The 16,186-nt window shown below is 56.0% G+C and carries 9 protein-coding genes; 8 read left to right on the forward strand and 1 reads right to left on the reverse strand.

All coding sequences use genetic code 11. The features are described 5' to 3' along the window. The first annotated feature begins 60 nt into the window (after positions 1 to 60). The 5 genes from ABD971_RS32445 to ABD971_RS32465 all read left to right on the forward strand — a co-directional run bounded on the left by ABD971_RS32445 (position 61) and on the right by ABD971_RS32465 (position 10,374). Positions 61 to 2,013: a DUF4129 domain-containing protein gene (locus ABD971_RS32445; RefSeq protein ID WP_345327850.1), complete on the forward strand. Its 1,953-nt coding sequence runs from the start codon at positions 61 to 63 to the stop codon at positions 2,011 to 2,013. Between the two features lie 77 nt (positions 2,014 to 2,090). Further along, positions 2,091 to 4,298: a serine/threonine protein kinase gene (locus ABD971_RS32450; RefSeq protein WP_345327851.1), complete on the forward strand. Its 2,208-nt coding sequence runs from the start codon at positions 2,091 to 2,093 to the stop codon at positions 4,296 to 4,298. 17 nt (positions 4,299 to 4,315) lie between these two features. After that, positions 4,316 to 6,406: a hypothetical protein gene (locus tag ABD971_RS32455; protein WP_339942929.1), complete on the forward strand. Its 2,091-nt coding sequence runs from the start codon at positions 4,316 to 4,318 to the stop codon at positions 6,404 to 6,406. A 153-nt stretch (positions 6,407 to 6,559) separates the two neighbouring features. Further along, positions 6,560 to 7,267 (forward strand): GTP cyclohydrolase I FolE, encoded by a 708-nt coding sequence (gene folE / locus ABD971_RS32460; RefSeq protein ID WP_339942927.1) that lies wholly within the window; start codon positions 6,560 to 6,562, stop codon positions 7,265 to 7,267. A 113-nt stretch (positions 7,268 to 7,380) separates the two neighbouring features. Beyond that, positions 7,381 to 10,374 (forward strand): FAD-linked oxidase C-terminal domain-containing protein, encoded by a 2,994-nt coding sequence (locus tag ABD971_RS32465; RefSeq protein ID WP_339942925.1) that lies wholly within the window; start codon positions 7,381 to 7,383, stop codon positions 10,372 to 10,374. A 139-nt stretch (positions 10,375 to 10,513) separates the two neighbouring features. Here the strand turns inward: ABD971_RS32465 and fusA are convergent, their stop codons facing one another. Further along, a complete protein-coding gene (fusA, locus tag ABD971_RS32470; protein WP_339942923.1) occupies positions 10,514 to 12,601 on the reverse strand; it encodes an elongation factor G in 2,088 nt (695 codons plus the stop codon). A gap of 391 nt (positions 12,602 to 12,992) precedes the next feature. On the opposite strand from fusA, the gene rpsR reads away from it, so the two are divergent. The 3 genes from rpsR to ABD971_RS32485 all read left to right on the forward strand — a co-directional run bounded on the left by rpsR (position 12,993) and on the right by ABD971_RS32485 (position 16,101). Then, positions 12,993 to 13,256, forward strand: a complete 264-nt coding sequence (gene rpsR, locus ABD971_RS32475) for a 30S ribosomal protein S18 (RefSeq protein WP_040770973.1) — start codon at positions 12,993 to 12,995, stop codon at positions 13,254 to 13,256. 328 nt (positions 13,257 to 13,584) lie between these two features. Next, positions 13,585 to 14,136 (forward strand): acyl-CoA thioesterase, encoded by a 552-nt coding sequence (locus ABD971_RS32480; protein WP_345327852.1) that lies wholly within the window; start codon positions 13,585 to 13,587, stop codon positions 14,134 to 14,136. Between the two features lie 171 nt (positions 14,137 to 14,307). Continuing rightward, positions 14,308 to 16,101, forward strand: a complete 1,794-nt coding sequence (locus ABD971_RS32485; protein ID WP_345327853.1) for an ABC transporter permease — start codon at positions 14,308 to 14,310, stop codon at positions 16,099 to 16,101. The last annotated feature ends 85 nt before the right edge of the window (positions 16,102 to 16,186 follow it).

Here is a 16,186-nt window from a genome sequence, read left to right on the forward strand (position 1 = left end):
AATGCGGACGCGGTTCGGCACTGCCTCTCGCTGCGGAGCGTACGACATTTGAAGATGGCAATGACGACCTCATCGAAAACGCTGGCTGACTATGCGGCCATCGCTGTTGCGCCGTTGTTGATTTTTTTGATGATCAACAGCCTCGCCAATTACTTGATGCTTGTCTTGTATCACGGGGGGTATCCCGAACGCGTTTCATGGACCTTGTTCATGTACACGATGGGAGTCGTCAGCGTTGCCAGGATCGCGATTCAGCGCGACCGCAGCTACGCCATGGGCTACCTGTGCATCTTAGGGGCGGTCACCTTTTTGGCGATGATGCGATTCGTGGGGTCGCCAATCTTTAGCATCTTCATGTTGCTGTTGATCGCGTTCCTGGCGGACCGAATTGTTCACGATTGCACGTTGATTGATGATTCGATTGACGCTAGCGGACAAGGACTGATGGACTCGGGCGGCCACTTCGTCCGCAATCAAATCGAGGCGAATCGTGCTGCGGCGGACTCGCGAGCAACCGCGTCAAGCGAAGAGCCTCTCAACAAAGCTCAAACGGCTCCGACCAAACCGGGCGCGCACCAACCGGGACGCACCGTCATGTACCTCGCTTTGGCTGCGCTGCCGCTCTTTGGACTGGGGCAATTTTTTCTTCGCTCGGATCCGGCGACATCCGGGCGTGCAGTGTGGTTGTTGGCGATCTATTTGTTCTCGAGTTTTTCGCTACTTGTGACCACCAGCTTTCTAGGTCTGCGTCGCTACTTGCGGCAACGTGGCGTCGACATGCCCAATAATGTTTCGCTGGGATGGATCACAGGCGGTTTGGCAATCATCAGTCTGATCCTGTTGGTCTCGTACCTTGCTCCGCTGCCAGGACAAGTACTCGCGTCGTTTGAGTTACCGGAAATCACGAATCCTCCGGATGACCTTGTGGCAAGCCAGTATGGGCAAGGAAACGAAGCCGCGGCAAAGAAGAAGGAAGGAGCCGCAGTCACAGCGAAAGACAAAAACGCAGGCGGAAAAGAAGTCCAAGAAACCGCTAGCCAAAAGGGGGCGCCGCCGGGAGCCGCCGCTGAGGGTGAGAATGAAAAAGGGGCTGCGGGCAAACAGGACGGCGGTAACAAGCCGAGCCCCGGAGGCTCTAAGCCCGGAGAGAAAAACTCGGACAAGAGTTCCGGCGAGCAGGGGGACAAGAGCGAGCAGGGGGACAAGGCTGAATCGAAAGGCCAAAACGGCAAGCAAGAAAAAAATCAACAAGGCAATTCCGACCCACCGCCTGCGTCCGAGTCACAGGAGCCCAAGCCCAACGAATCCGCAGCCAAGCAGGCTGATACAGAACAGGCCGAAACGGAACAGTCCGAAACGGAACAGTCCGAAACGGAACAGTCCGAAACAGAGTCGACAAAATCCGAACAGGAAACATCCGAGCAGTCGGATTCACCTCCACCCGAATCGGCTTCCAGCGAACCGCCGCCGCCGGAACCGTCAACTCCAAACTCGACTCCCTCGTTGACGCAGATGTTTTCGCTGCTCGGTTCGCTCTTGAAATTTTTAATCGCGTTGGCGCTCGCGGTCGTTGTGGGGGTCTATGTCTATCGCAATCGCGATGCGATTTTGCAGTGGTTCAATGGACTTTGGGCTCGTCAATTTCCACCCTCTGGCGTTGGGGAACCGGAACCGCCGCAACGGGTCGTCGAATCGCCAGTGAAGCCGTTTTCTTCGTTCCGCAATCCGATTGGCATTGAGACGGATCCGCGTCAAATCGTGATCGTGACGTTCCAAGCGTTCGAAGCTTGGACACGCGAGCAGGGGTCGCGGCGCCGCGCTGACGAAACGCCAAGCGAATTTCTAAAGCGGATTGCCGGCTCGCTACCACAGCTTTCCTCGTCTGCTGTCCGTGTGGTTGATGCTTATAACCGGATTGTTTACGGGGGTGAACAGGCGACTCAGGCCGACATTTCGGCTGCGGACCAGATTTGGAAACAAATGAATTCCGCAGCCTCGGCAACCGCCCGCTGATCGCCGTGCTCAACGAAGATGCTGTTTTCGCTACAATAGGGTCGCGTTGCATCTTCCTATCGCTGGAACGAGTTCCTTTGTCATCTGTCTCTTTGTCGAAATTGCGAATGATCACCTTGTGGTCCACGGGACGCAGGGCTCGACGCTGGATTCTGATTTGGATTCTGCTGTTAATCATTGCGGCAACTGCGGTCGTGTTTCTGAACTATCGAGTTCGCGCCGCGATGCAAGAGATGGCGCGTCAGTCGTTGCGGTCTTTTTTGTCCGCCAAGCTAAGCGGGTTTGATCACTGGTATCAGCAGCAAACGGCGGTGGTCACCGAGGTGATGCAAAGTCCCAAGCGGAAATCGCTCGCGGTCCGTATTTTGACATCCCATGCGTCCGGTCATCCCGTGACGCCAGAGCAATGGCAGGCCGATCCCAATTCTGCTCTGTTCGCCCGGGACGTTGCCAATGGGGCGTCCCGCGACGACGTTTTAGGTTGGGCTCTGATTGATATCCAAGGGCGTGTGCTTGGCAGCGATTTGACGCCGCTACTTGCCGAAGACCTAGGGATTCCCAGTGATGCACTGGAAAAAATGATTTCGCGTCAAAGTACGTTGACACGTCCTTTTCGTTTGCCGAAACCTCTGAGTCAATCGGGACCGCTGTCCTATGCCGAGCCTCCGGTCATCGCCGTGATCACCCCCGTGGTGCAGGGCGCTCGCACGCTGGGCGGTTTTGTGTACCTGATGGATCCATTGGATGATTTCAGCGAACTGCTCTCGGCGCCTATCCCCGGTCAGTTTGCGGAATCGTATGCAATCGACCGCCGCGGCGTGATGTTAACGAGTGCGCCGAGTGAACACGTGCCGAGTGAGCGTGTGCCGCAGTCGAGCGGCGCGATTCACTCCGCCGCATCCACATCGGCTCTTTTGCATCAGGTTGTCCAAGTCCCTGGAGATCAGCGGGGGATCAAGTCCGTGGCAAGTGACCGCTTGGATGGCGGTTCTAGTTCGCGTCCGCTGACCGTGCTTGCGGACCAATTGACTCGCGGTGGGCAAGGAGAAAATGTCTCGGGGTATCGTGATTATCGCGGCGACGAAGTCATCGGAGCTTGGCGTTGGATGCCGGAGTATGGGTTTGGCGTCGCGGTCGAGATGAAGGTCGGGGATGTCTATGGACCGCTGCATACACTTTCGCGGATCCAATGGGCATTGGTGATGTTGATGATCCTGGGAGCGGTATTGTTGGGCGGACTGTATCTGTTTGGGCCACATCTTGCTCGTTCGTTCGCCCAGAACGATTCCACCCGACAGCTCGGCCAATACAAGCTCGGGCGATTGATCGGCGAAGGGGCAATGGGATCGGTCTATATCGGGTCTCACCAGATGCTCAAACGAGAGGTGGCGATCAAGGTCCTTGAAAAAGAAGAGTTGACCTCGACGACCGCTTCGCGTTTTGCTCGCGAAGTCCAATTAACGTCGCAGCTTCGTCATCCCAATACGATTGCCATTTTTGATTACGGGCGAACCGACGACGGCACGTTTTATTATGTGATGGAATACGTCCAAGGAATCACGCTACAAGCCTTGATTGATCAATATGGGCGTCAGCCTGCTGGGCGTGTGATTTCGCTGTTGATCCAAATGTGTGGTTCGCTTGCCGAAGCCCATGGCTGTGGGATCGTTCATCGCGACATCAAGCCTGCGAACATTATCTTGACCGATGTGTCGGGGGTGGGCGATCTGATCAAGGTGCTCGATTTTGGACTGGTCAAAGAAATCACGCGTGACACTGTCGAATTGACTCAAGTGGATTCGATCACGGGCACGCCGATGTACATGTCTCCCGAGGCGGTGCGAGACGCCTCGGCCGCGAACGCCCAAAGTGATCTGTACGCGGTCGGCGCGGTCGGTTATGCGTTACTAACCGGCGTGCCTCTGTTTGATGGCGGGGCGTCGGTCGACATTTGTTTGAAACAGTTGAACGAACTCCCAGTGCGTCCCGCCCAGCGAATCGGTATCCCCTTGGCCGACGATTTACAAAATGTATTGATGTCCTGCTTGCAAAAAGACACAAATCAGCGCCCTATGTCGATGGACGAACTCGCTGATACACTCCGTGGATGTGAAGATCATGGGCGCTGGACCCAAGTGGATTCGGTTCAGTGGTGGAACCATCAATTTAGAGGGTTTGGTGGATCGCAAGCTTCGGACGCTACCGCAGCTTCGCATGCTACCGCAGTGGCGGGCGTCACTGCAGCCCCAGCGACAACAGCACCTACACGCGATTTCTCGGGATAAGCGATCGGCGACACGACATGTTTGGTAAATACCGAAATCTCGAGGACGACTCGATCGATTGGCCTGGTTTGTTGTCATTGTTGGAAGACGATGATCGTCGCGCGATGGTCCAGCGAATTTATCCGAGTGAATCTCGCGAAAGTTTTTTAGCCGCGGTCCGCCGTTTGGATTTATCGTTGGCCAGCGATATTCTTGCCTCGGGGCGCCAAGTGCATTCCGCGTCTCAGCTTGTCAATTGGCCGGTCGTGGCAATCGCCGGGATGCTCAACAGCGGCAAGACCAGTTTGGTGGCCACCTATTTGAGCGAGGCGGGGCGGGCACGCACGCTGCGTGGACCGAGCAATGTCGAAGGCACGCATCGGTTTGTTCTGTGGTTGCCTCAGCAATGGCAATCCGACTCGGAATTGTTCAGTCTGCTGATGGGCCGGATCGGGGATGCGATCGGAAAACCACCCGAGATGCTGGCCGAAGATCCTGCCGCCGCTCACCAGCAATACAACAATCGCGGTGGCGACGTCAGCACGCTTGCGATTCCGCTTGTTGCCACCGATCCGGGGTTGGACGAAGCGGGGATTGGGTTGCTGGATTGTCCGGACATCGTTTCCGATGAAGCGTTTGGACTCGGATCGCCGGATATTCGTCGCGATCTGCTTGGCCGTGCCGCCACGATCTGTTCAGCGTTCTTGGTGGTCTCGTCTGCGGAATCTTCGCGTGACGCCACGCTTGGGGATCTGTTGCGAATCGCCGCCGATTTGATGCCCGGAGTCCCGCGGATGCTGGCGGTTAACAAGGTCCGTCCTCGCCAGACTCCGGATCAAGTGTTTGAAACGTTCACGCCGTTGGCGAAAACGCACGGCATCGAAACGGTGTATGCGGCGTACGATTTTGACGTGCCCGCCAGTCGGCCCTATATTCCGGCTGCCAGTGGATCGGCAGCGATCGGCGACGACGAAGATTTGTTTCCGGTTTTCTTTTCCGTTTCGGAAAACCCAGACGACAATCCGCCCGCCGCCATTTCAGAGGACCGCTTGCTCGCCGCGCTGCCGAAGCGGCTCGATCGCGCGAAATTGTTCGAGAAGTTTCGGATCGCGTTGCAATCCACGCTGCGATCAATGATTTGGGATCGCGCGGTCAGTCGGGTGGACCAGGATGCGGATCACTCGCGCAAGGCAACGCAGAGGGCCCAGGATTGCTTGTTGCAAGCGTCGCTCGAATTTTTTGCTCATCGGCAAGTGGGTGGTGAAGTGGTCGAACTGCGGCTGCATCAATCCAAACGAATCATCCACCAGTTATCCGAATCGTTCGCCGTCACGGCGCCTTGGTACGCCCGTTGGGGCGTTCGCATGAATGCCAAATTGCGTCGTTTTGTTGATGGTGCTGGCGAAATGGTGCGTCGCTTTACTCCCACGGCGATGGCTGAGAAAACGGCCAGCGAAATCAAGGACAAATTTCGCCGTGGCGAATACGGCAGCCTGATGACGCCCGAGCGACTCAACGCGGCGATCGATCGACACGGCGGTTCGGCCGCTCTGCCACACTGGTTTGGCGAAGAGGTCGATCCCAGCATGTCGAGATTAACCGAAGCGTCCGAGGCGGCGATTCTGCGATTCGAACGTGATGACTTTACGCAGCTCGACCCACGACGTCTCGATGAAGCGGTCCGCCAAATGTGGAGCGATGTACCGGTGCGTAAAAAGTTGGTCGCCGGGCTGACGCCGCTGGCGACCTTGTTGGCGGCCTTTGGGGGCGTGTTGATGATTCCGGTCGATTTTGGCACCACGGTGATCGCCGCCGCCTCGATCCCGGAACTGTTCGCCGCCTTTGGGATGGCCGCCATGGCTGCGCTGTGGGCAGGCGGTGCCAATACTCGCGATGTCGGCCAACAAGCGGCAAAACAGCAGCTTGTCGATTTTCACGCCATTCTGTGCGATACCTTTGGCGTCGAGCGGATGAGCAAAGTCACCCCCATCGAAGTCGGCCGTGTGAAAGAAAATTTGCCGATGTCGCATGTCATTCGGCGTGAAGCGATTGGTCCGACATTGCCGCTGTATCAAATCCGCGATGCGTTTCGCAAAGAGCTGCAAAAACAACTGCCCCGCGGCGGTTAAGCGGCAAAGTCGATGGCATTGGACGAACGACGTCCGCCGTAGCTTGGCCGACATCCGGATTGGCGTCCTCAGCGCCGAACCCACACTCTGCTAAGATACAATGGACGTGCGAGTGCAGCATCTCGCCGACTTTTTACTCAGCCTTCCTGGGAAATGCAAAACGTGGATCCCCGTTCGTATAAAGAGCCCTCCTGCAACCTGCCGTTTCTTCAAAACGACAGTGGTGCGAACTGTAATGCGGCCAGCGTTAGCCCCGAGCCACCGCTTTTTCCCGATCGAAATGCCCCTTCACGCGATCACGTCGATCTGCCGCGGATTGAGCAAGCGGTTCGTATCATCTTGGATGCGGTTGGCGAAGATCCCGACCGCGAGGGACTGCTAGAGACCCCCGCTCGAGTGGCTCGTATGTACGCGGAGATGTTTGCGGGGCTGAAATCCGATCCAGGACGCCATCTCGCCAAGGTTTTCACCGAAGAATATGACGAGATTGTGCTCGTTCGCGACATCAGCTTCTGCAGCATGTGTGAACATCACTTGTTGCCATTCACGGGCCGCGCCCACATTGCGTACCTGCCCAGCGGGAAAGTGGTGGGGTTGAGCAAACTGGCCCGCGTGGTCGAAGAAGTGGCTCGGCGACCGCAGGTCCAAGAGCGAATGACGCAAACGATCGCCGATCTCGTCGAAGAGCGTTTGTCTGCGACCGGAGTCGCGGTGGTTTGCGAGGCCACTCATAGCTGCATGACGATGCGGGGGGTGCGGAAACCAGGCAGTCTGTGTTTGACCAGTGCGATGCGCGGCGCGTTTCGGGACGACCCGAAATCGCGAGCCGAAGTGTTGGGGTTGATCAACCGCGAAGTTTAGGGAGCGGGCAGATTCGCTTCACGAGTTCCCTCATCTGCTGATCCGGTCCCCGTCCTCATTCTCTTGGTTTGCGAACTTGACGAACATCGGCCATCCCACTCGAAGCACACCGCATGGATAGCGAACGTCAACGAATTCAAGACGACTTGCGTGGCGTCGTGCGAGGCGAGGTTTTGTGCGATGACATTTCATGTCAATTGTATGCGACCGACGCAAGCATTTATCAGATGACCCCGCTTGGGGTTGTGCGGCCTCGCACCGCCGCCGACGTGATTGCCACTGTGCAATACGCGACCGAGCACGACTTGTCGATTCATCCTCGCGGCAGCGGCAGTGGGGTCTCGGGTGAATCGCTTGGCAATGGTTTGCTGCTCGATTTTTCATGCTTCATGCGGCGTGTGACGATCGACCGTGATGGGGCCACCGTGACGGTGCAGTGCGGTGCGGTTTTGGCGGAAGTCAACGCGGCGCTGGCGGCTTATGGACGAACCTATGGCCCTGACCCGGCAACCCGCAGCATCACCACGATGGGCAGCGTGTTGTCTACCAATGCCTCGGGCAGCCACTATCTGCGAAGTGGATCGGCCCGCGATACGATCGAGTCGATGCGAGTGGTAACGGCGGATGGGAATCTGCTAACGCTGGCGAAACATCATCCCGATGAACCCACGCCGCAAGGCCGATTGGCTCGTGGGATCGTCGAGATTGAAAATCAATTCCATTCGCTGATTGCGGCTCGCAAGGCGTCACCGAATTCACGCAGTGGCTACCGTTTTGATGGAGTGATCCTCAGCGACGGCCGCGTCGATTTGGCGAAGTTCATGGTGGGCACGCAAGGAACATTGGGGATCATCGTCGATGCGGTCGTCCGCACCGAACCGATTCCGACACACCGCGGGGTCGCGTTGTTGTTCTTTCGCCGCTTGGATTCCGCCGCCCGTTGTGCCCGTCGTGCATTGATGCATGGCTTGGTTGCATGCGATTTAATGGATCGTCGGCTGTTGCAAATTGCTCGCGAAACCGACTCGCGTTTCGCCGAGCTGTTGCCGCGTGAAGCCGAAGCGATGTTGCTGGTGGAAATCCAAGGCGAATCGCTTGGTGATTTGTACGACCGGTTGGCGATCATTCGCCAAGAATGTGCCAAGGGGCCCGATGCCGCGTTTGCCGCAGTCGATACGGTCCGCCCCTCCGAGCGTGATCTTTATTGGGCTCTTTCGCGACGCGTGATTCCGCGACTGTATCGCTTCAAAGGCAGTGATGCACCGCAGCCGTTTACCGAGGATATCGCGGTTCCGCCGGATCGTTTGCCTGCTGCTCTGATCGATATTCAAGACACGTTGCAGCGAAACCAAGCAACCGCGACCGTGTTCGCGCATGCCGGGCATGGGCAGTTGCACATCCGTCCCTTTTTGAACCTTGCCAAACCGCACGATCGTGAAAAATTAAACGACCTGTCCAATCAAATCGCGGAAGTGGTTTGGAAGCATGGCGGCGAGGTCGGTGTCGAGCATGCGGCTGGGTTGAGTCGTTCGCATTTGCTGCCTCGCCAATACGGCCAATTGTGGCAAGCGATGGGCCAGATCAAGCGTTTGTTCGATTCGGTGCATCGGCTCAACCCTGGCAAGCTGTTTGGGGCCGTCTTGCAAAAACCCAACGAGAATCTTCGGCCGCTCGATAAAACGATCGAGGTCAGCCGCGGGAATCGAACCTTGATCGCAGCCGAGAAACCGGTCGTCGAAGATTCGGGGATTGCCTCCAAGCCGCTCGCCCAATTAGAAGTGTTTCAAATTTGGCCCCCCGGTGCCTCGGTGGCTCAGGTCACACGCGAGTGCAACGGTTGTGGACGGTGCCGCACGCATTCGTCCGCCGAGCGGCAATGCCCGATGTTCCGTGCCAGCCATCGTGAAGAAGCGTCGCCGCGGGCGAAAGCGAATCTGCTGCGTGGCGTACTAAGCGGACAACTGAAGGTCGACAATCTGGCCGAGGATCGTGCCAAAGAAGTCGCCGACCTTTGTTTCAACTGTCATCAGTGTCGAGTCGAATGCCCCGCTTCGGTCAATATTCCTAAAATCGTCGGCGAGCTCAAAGCACAGTATGTTGCCACCAATGGATTGCCGCTTTCTGATTTGTTGCTCGGACGAATCGATACCATTGCGGCGATTGCGTCTCAGGTCCCTTGGCTTGCGAATTTGTTAATTCGAGGACGTTTCTCTCGCTGGCTTGCCGATCGTTTGTTCGGTTTGTCGGCCGCTCGAGAATTGCCGCTGATCGCCAGTGAAACATTCATGCGGTACGCCGCCAAACGCCGCTGGACGAAACTGAATCCGCATGGCGGTTTAAAGGTCGCCTACTTTGTTGACCATTATGCAAACTATCACGACCCCGACATCGGTCGCGCCCTAGCTGAGATTTTGCAGCACAATGGAATCGGTTTGTATGTTCCCTCGGGACAGGTCGCTAGCGGAATGGCGCGTATCTCGGCCGGTGACATCAAAGGAGCACGCCGAGTGGCTCGACGCAATTTACGCGTTCTCGCCGAAGCGGTCCGGCAAGGCTATACGATCATTGCCACCGAGCCCGCTGCGGTGCTTTGTTTGAAGCACGAGTATCCCAATTTGATGGATGACCAAGACGCGCACTTGGTCGCCGAAAACTCATTCGAAGCGTGCCAGTTTCTGTGGAATTTGCACCAGGAATCTCGGTTGTCGCTTGATCTCAACACGCTGCCAACCGAAATCGCCTACCATCAACCCTGCCATCTTCGCGTGCTCGATCCTGACGCTGCAGGCCCGAAATTGATCGGCTTGATTCCGAAATTTGAAGTCCAGCAGATCGAGGCGGGCTGTACCGGCATGGCAGGCACATGGGGGCTGCAACGCAAGAATTACCGAAACAGTCTGCGAGTCGGCTGGCCATTGATCTCCGCGATGCGTTCGGCGGGCAATCGCACCGCAGCGACCGAGTGCAGCGCCTGCAAAATGCAAATCGAGCACGGAGCGGGCCGTAAGACCTTGCATCCGATCAAGCTGTTCGCGTACGCCTACGGCCGCCTTCCCAAACTCGAAAAAGAGCTCGGCACAAAAAAGGTGTCCGACACCTTAAAGTAAGAATAGGCAAGATAAGGGGTTGCCCAGTCTGCCAAAAAGGTGTCCGACACCTTTTTTACGACGGTACCTGTTTTACGAAAAAACGGCGGCATGAAGGTCATGCCGCCGTTGGATGATGGTTTCGCGAAAGGGCGATTGCTTACTTGGTGCCGACCAAGTCCGCTTTACGCTTCGCTTCGATGATTTCGGCTTGGATGTTCGATGGAGTTTGGCGATAGGTCGCCAATTCCATGGTGAACGTTCCTTGGCCTTGCGTCATACTTCGCAGGTCGGTGGCGTAACCAAAGGTTTCTGCCAACGGGACTTCTGCCTTGATGATGCTGTTGCCTTCGACGATGTCGTTGCTTTGCATGATTCCGCGGCGGCGAATCACGTCACCCACGACGGTACCTTGGAAGTCTTCGGGGACTTCGATTTCAACGTTCATGATTGGCTCGAGCAACTTCGGATCGGCTTTCTTGAAGTACTCGCGGAAACAGCCTTGTGCGGCGGTGTAAAACGCCTTTTCCGACGAGTCAACTTCGTGGAAGCTACCGTCATCCAAGTCGATGCGTGTTCCTACCACGGGGAATTCAGCGACAGGGCCTTTGCCCAAAATGTCGCGGAAGCCCTTTTCGATCGCAGGAATGTACTGCTTCGGAATACGGCCACCGACCACGTGATCTTCGAACTCGAAGCTGTCTTCGCTGTTCGATTCGATCGGGCTGAGCTTGCCCTTGATGTGAGCGAATTGACCACTACCACCACTTTGTTTCTTGTGTTTGTAGTCGAATTCAACCATCTTGGTTGGGCTTTCGCGGTAGCTAACCTTCGGAGCACCGACGATGATCTCGACACCGTACTCACGACGAATCCGCTCGATGTAAACATCGAGGTGAAGTTCACCCATTCCGCTGATCAAGATTTCGTTGGTTTCTTCGTCGGTGGCGACTCGGAACGTCGGGTCTTCTTTGCGGAAGCGTTGCAGCGCCTTGGCCAACTTGTCTCCGTCGCTGCGGGTTGCCGGGGCGACAGCGATCTTGATTACCGGGTCGGCGATGAACATCGACTCGAGCGTACAGAAATCTCGCGATTCGGCGTACGTGTCACCACTGGCCGAATCGATTCCCATGACGGCGATAATATCACCGGCGGTCGCCTCTTCGATTTCTTCGCGTTTGTTACTGTGCATTCGCACGATACGGCTGAAACGCTCGGACTTGGTCGTACGTTGGTTGACGTAGGTTTCGCCCTTCTTGATCGTGCCTTGGTAGACACGCATGAAGGTAAGCTGACCGAACGGGTCGTCCGCGATCTTGAACGCCATGCCAACGAAGGGACGCGAGGCATCGGGCAGCAACTCGATCTTGTTGGTTTCATCTTTCGGGTCACGACCACGGATTTCACGATCGAGCGGGCTCGGCAAGTAACGGATTACCGCATCAAGCAAAGGTTGAACGCCTTTGTTTTTGTAAGCGGTGCCCATGAATACCGGCGTTGCTCCACCGAGGACCGCATCGCGAGCGACCTTGTAGATCAATTCTTTGGAGACTTCTTCTTCGCTGAGAAGCAGTTCCATCATTTTGTCGCTGTACATCGACAGCGCTTCGAGCATCTCGACGCGTGCTTCTTCGCACTCGTCTTTGATGTCGTCTGGAATTGGGGCCGAGACGACTTTTTCGCCTTCGTTGCCTTCGTGCAGGTAGGCCACCATTTCGATCAAGTCGACGGCGCCTTTGTAGTTTTCTTCAGCACCGATGGGGTACTGCATAAAGAACGCTTCGGCGCCCAATTTTTCGCGAAGTTGCTTCAGAACGCGGAACGGGTTCGCTCCGGTTCGGTCCATCTTGTTGATGAATGCCAAGCGAGGAATCTGGTAACGCTTCATTTGGCGGTCAACGGTGATCGATTGGCTTTGCACGCCACCGACGCTGCACAGAACCAAAACCGCACCATCAAGAACACGAAGCGATCGCTCGACCTCGACGGTAAAGTCAACGTGGCCCGGAGTATCGATCAAGTTGATCGGGTGGCCTTTCCACTGGACGCTGGTTGCGGCACTGGTGATCGTGATACCACGCTCTTTTTCCAGTTCCATATGGTCCATTGTCGCGCCGTCACCACCACCGCGAACTTCTTCGATCTTGTGGATTCGCCCGGTGTAAAACAGAATTCGCTCGCTGAGGGTCGTTTTTCCCGAGTCGATGTGGGCGCTAATTCCGATGTTTCTGAGTTTATCCAGCTTCATTTATCTTCACCTAAACATTGCACGCGGTATTTGAATTTCCCAAGGACATGAGTTTACAAATCATGTCTATTGTTCAGTCAGGACTTGAGAATGTGAGCACGCGGCATTTTGTACATTACCACCCGTCAACGCAGGATGACGCCTCGGATCGATTGGGAAATATGGCAAAGGTTTGGCAGATGCGAAAGGGCAAATATGCTCAATTCCCCTTGCATACATCTTTTCTTCACTGCATACTTCCCTGCTTCCCTCTAAGGCGAGTCGGCGGACCCGTATTGAGCCGTCGGCCTTCATCCGTCGCTAGCGGTACCCAATTTTGGGACGTCTGTGACGATCAAGCCCATTCGCCCTTAACAAGTTTACAGAGCAAATCCGAATGCCACCACGTCCAATGAGCACGCGTAGTCGTGCCCGCAAACGATCACGCGTCCGAACCCGGACCAAAAAGAAAGATCCAATTTTCGTCGATGGTCAACGACCACGGCCGATGTACGTCGATTACAAGGACATCGAGCTGCTGAAGAAGATGGTCAACCGTCAAGGCCGTATCGCAGGTCGTCGCAAGAGCGGCTGTACCGCTGCGAGCCAACATGCGGTAACCGCCGCGATCAAACGAGCTCGTTTTATGGCTCTTTTGCCATTCGTTGGCGAGTAAAACTCGGCATTTTTGCCGAATGTGGTCTTCTGGCTCCCCAACTGGGTGAGCCGTGGCAGGTGAGCGGCCGACTTAGAAAAATCATCACCCGACGCACAAGCGAGGGATCTAAGTTGCCCGCGTCACGTTGCCGGCAAGTCCACGCTTTCGCGCCGGTGATTGCTATGGGCGTCGGTTTTATAAGTAACGCATTTGGTCGTAGCGAAAGTCGTCAAGACTTTCGTTTTCTGGGATGACCGAAACTCTTGATGACCGGAACTCTTGAGTCTCGAAGTTTCCTAAGCCGCTCCGCTCTCCTTCCCGTGCGCATTTTTGGTCACGAAATAACGTGTTTACCACCCAACGCCGAGTCGAGTTTCGCGATACGGATGCTGCCGGAATTGTCCATTTTTCGGCATTTTTCCCGATGATGGAAGCCGCAGAGCACGCCATGCTGCGGTCTTTGGGGATCTCGGTCATGACCCGCCCTGCGGATGATGAGCATTCGAAGTCCGAGCAGAGCACTGAATCTGGGGCCGAAACGACACCGCCGGCTGATGTCACATGGCCCCGCGTTTCGGCTCACTGTGATTACCGTGCTGCCGCCCGTTTCGAGGACATCCTCGAGATCGCGGTCACGGTGCTTCGGCTCGGCAGTAGTAGCGTTGAGTATGGAATTCGGTTTTCGCGATCCGCACCAGCAGACCAACCCGGGCAACGCGACCAGCCCGAGCAACCCGGCAAATCGGGGGCAACGGTGATCGCTGAAGGCCGATTGACCGCCGTTTGCTGCACCCTCTCCCCCGGCGGTAAGCTGAAAAAGACGCCGATTCCCGAAGACTTGCGGAAGTTGCTCGCAAAGCATCTCGATTCGCAAACCTTTTCTGCTGACCACGCGTAGTACCCCGAATCCTGGCTCAAGCTACGCCCGCAGCGGCATCCGCAGCGTCGATGTTCTGCAGCGGGCTGGCGATGGATTTGAGTTTCAATGTGCTACTTTTCTGGTCGTTTTTCACCTTACGGTCGGCTCGACATGATTTCCTGTCCTGATTTCGCGGTATCCGATTTCCCAATGCCTAGCTTCGCATCTCTTCCTAGTCTTGCCTCTTCTGATAGCTTTGCATGTTCGGATCTGACCGCGATGCTGGGGCATCCCGCATTGATCATCGGTTGGGCCAAGTGGATTCCGGCCTGGATTACCCCTCTGTGGGTGCTGTCGATCGGGTTGCTGCTCGGTGCGATCGCCGTAGTGGCGGTTTACGGAGTATTGTCGCTTCTGTCGCTCGTTCCGCCGCTTGGCCAACTTGCGGACAAACCACGTCGAGGCATCACGGCGTCGCTGATTGTGGGTGGCGTGATCGCGGCCGGACTGTGTGCGACTTACATCCCGATCGCAGGCGAATATTCCAATACCTTGTTTCTGCCGCTGATCTGTATCGGATTGGTGCTCGGATTCGGCGTGATTTACGGAATGTGGCATCGCACCCGAAGCGAATGGGCCGCGATGGTGGGTGAAGGGGTGATCCCCTATCTGTTGTCGACGATGGGGGTGTTTGCAGTCATCGGTCTAGCAGGGACTCCGTTTGTTGAAAATCCGCAGTCGATCCTCGATTCGATCGTCGCGGTGAATCTGGTGGGCGACGGAACCGAGCGCGTCGTGGTCACGGTCCCGGCGTCTCCGGACCTGCCCGTAGGCGAGTCTCCCTTTGTTCCGGCGAACATTGATTACCAACTTCGCAGCGTCACAGGCATGACGATTGAGAGTGACCGTACGGTTTTGCTGGGGGATTCGGCTGATCCTGCTGGTTTTGGTCGCACGCCTCAACGCGTGAACGAAGGCGAAAAGCTAGTCTATAGTTACGAAAATCGTGATCAGCCGCCGATTCCTTCGGACCCGACTCGGTTGCACATTCAGAACCGCGAAATCGACGACGCGACCGTGGTTTTCACCTTTAACAATCAACCGATGGTCCCGCAAGCGAGTTCGATTGTGGTGATCGCCTTCACGTTCTTTCTAACGCTGACGTGCTTGATCGTGTTCCGCCAAGCGGCCCCACGCGTTTGGGCATTGGCGTTGTCGACAGCGAAGAATGAAATGGCCCAGCCGCTGTATCTGCTGCTGTTAGCGATTGGTTTGTTTGGGGTGCTGCTATTCGGAATCTATCCGTTTAACACGCTCGGTGACGACATCCGCTTGCTCAAAGACAGCGGCGTGACTTTGATCATGGTATTGGGGATGGTCCAAGCAGTGTGGAGTGCAGGGACCTCGGTCAGCGAAGAAATCGAGGGACGGACTGCATTGACGGTGCTCAGCAAACCGGTCAGCCGACGGTCCTTCATCCTTGGTAAATACGCTGGGATTATGTTGTCGGTATTGGTGCTGTTTGTGATCCTGTCGGCGGTTTTGACGGTCGTGATCAGCTACAAACCGATCTACGACGCTCGTGAAACAGCCAGTGGCGACACCGTTTGGCAGACCGGGCATGACGAAATCATGACGACGCTTCCCGTGTTGGGGTTGTACTTGATGGAAACGATGGCGATTGGTGCGATCGCAGTGGCTTTGGCAACGCGATTGCCGTTGTTGGCCAATTTTATCACCTGTTTTGTCATCTACGTGATCGGAAACTTGACCTCGCCGCTGGTGGCGTCGGCACGTGACAACAACGAATTAGTGGGGTTTGTGGGGAAATTAATTGCAGTGGTGATCCCCAACTTGAACATTTTTAACGTCCAGGCGGCGGTAGATACAGGAAATCAGATCCCGGCGATCTACTTGGCCGGTGCTTTTAATTATCTTGTATGTTTCTCGATCGCAATTTGGATGCTTGCGATGTTACTTTTTGAGGACCGCGACTTGGCTTAGCATTTGTGGGAAAGCCCTCTTTCCCACCTACGCCTTGGCTTAGTGGCGGCAGTGAAATGCTCGCCGCCAAGCAGATCCTTTCCTA

This window comes from Novipirellula rosea, from assembly GCF_039541335.1.
Classification (GTDB): Bacteria; Planctomycetota; Planctomycetia; order Pirellulales; family Pirellulaceae; genus Novipirellula; species Novipirellula rosea.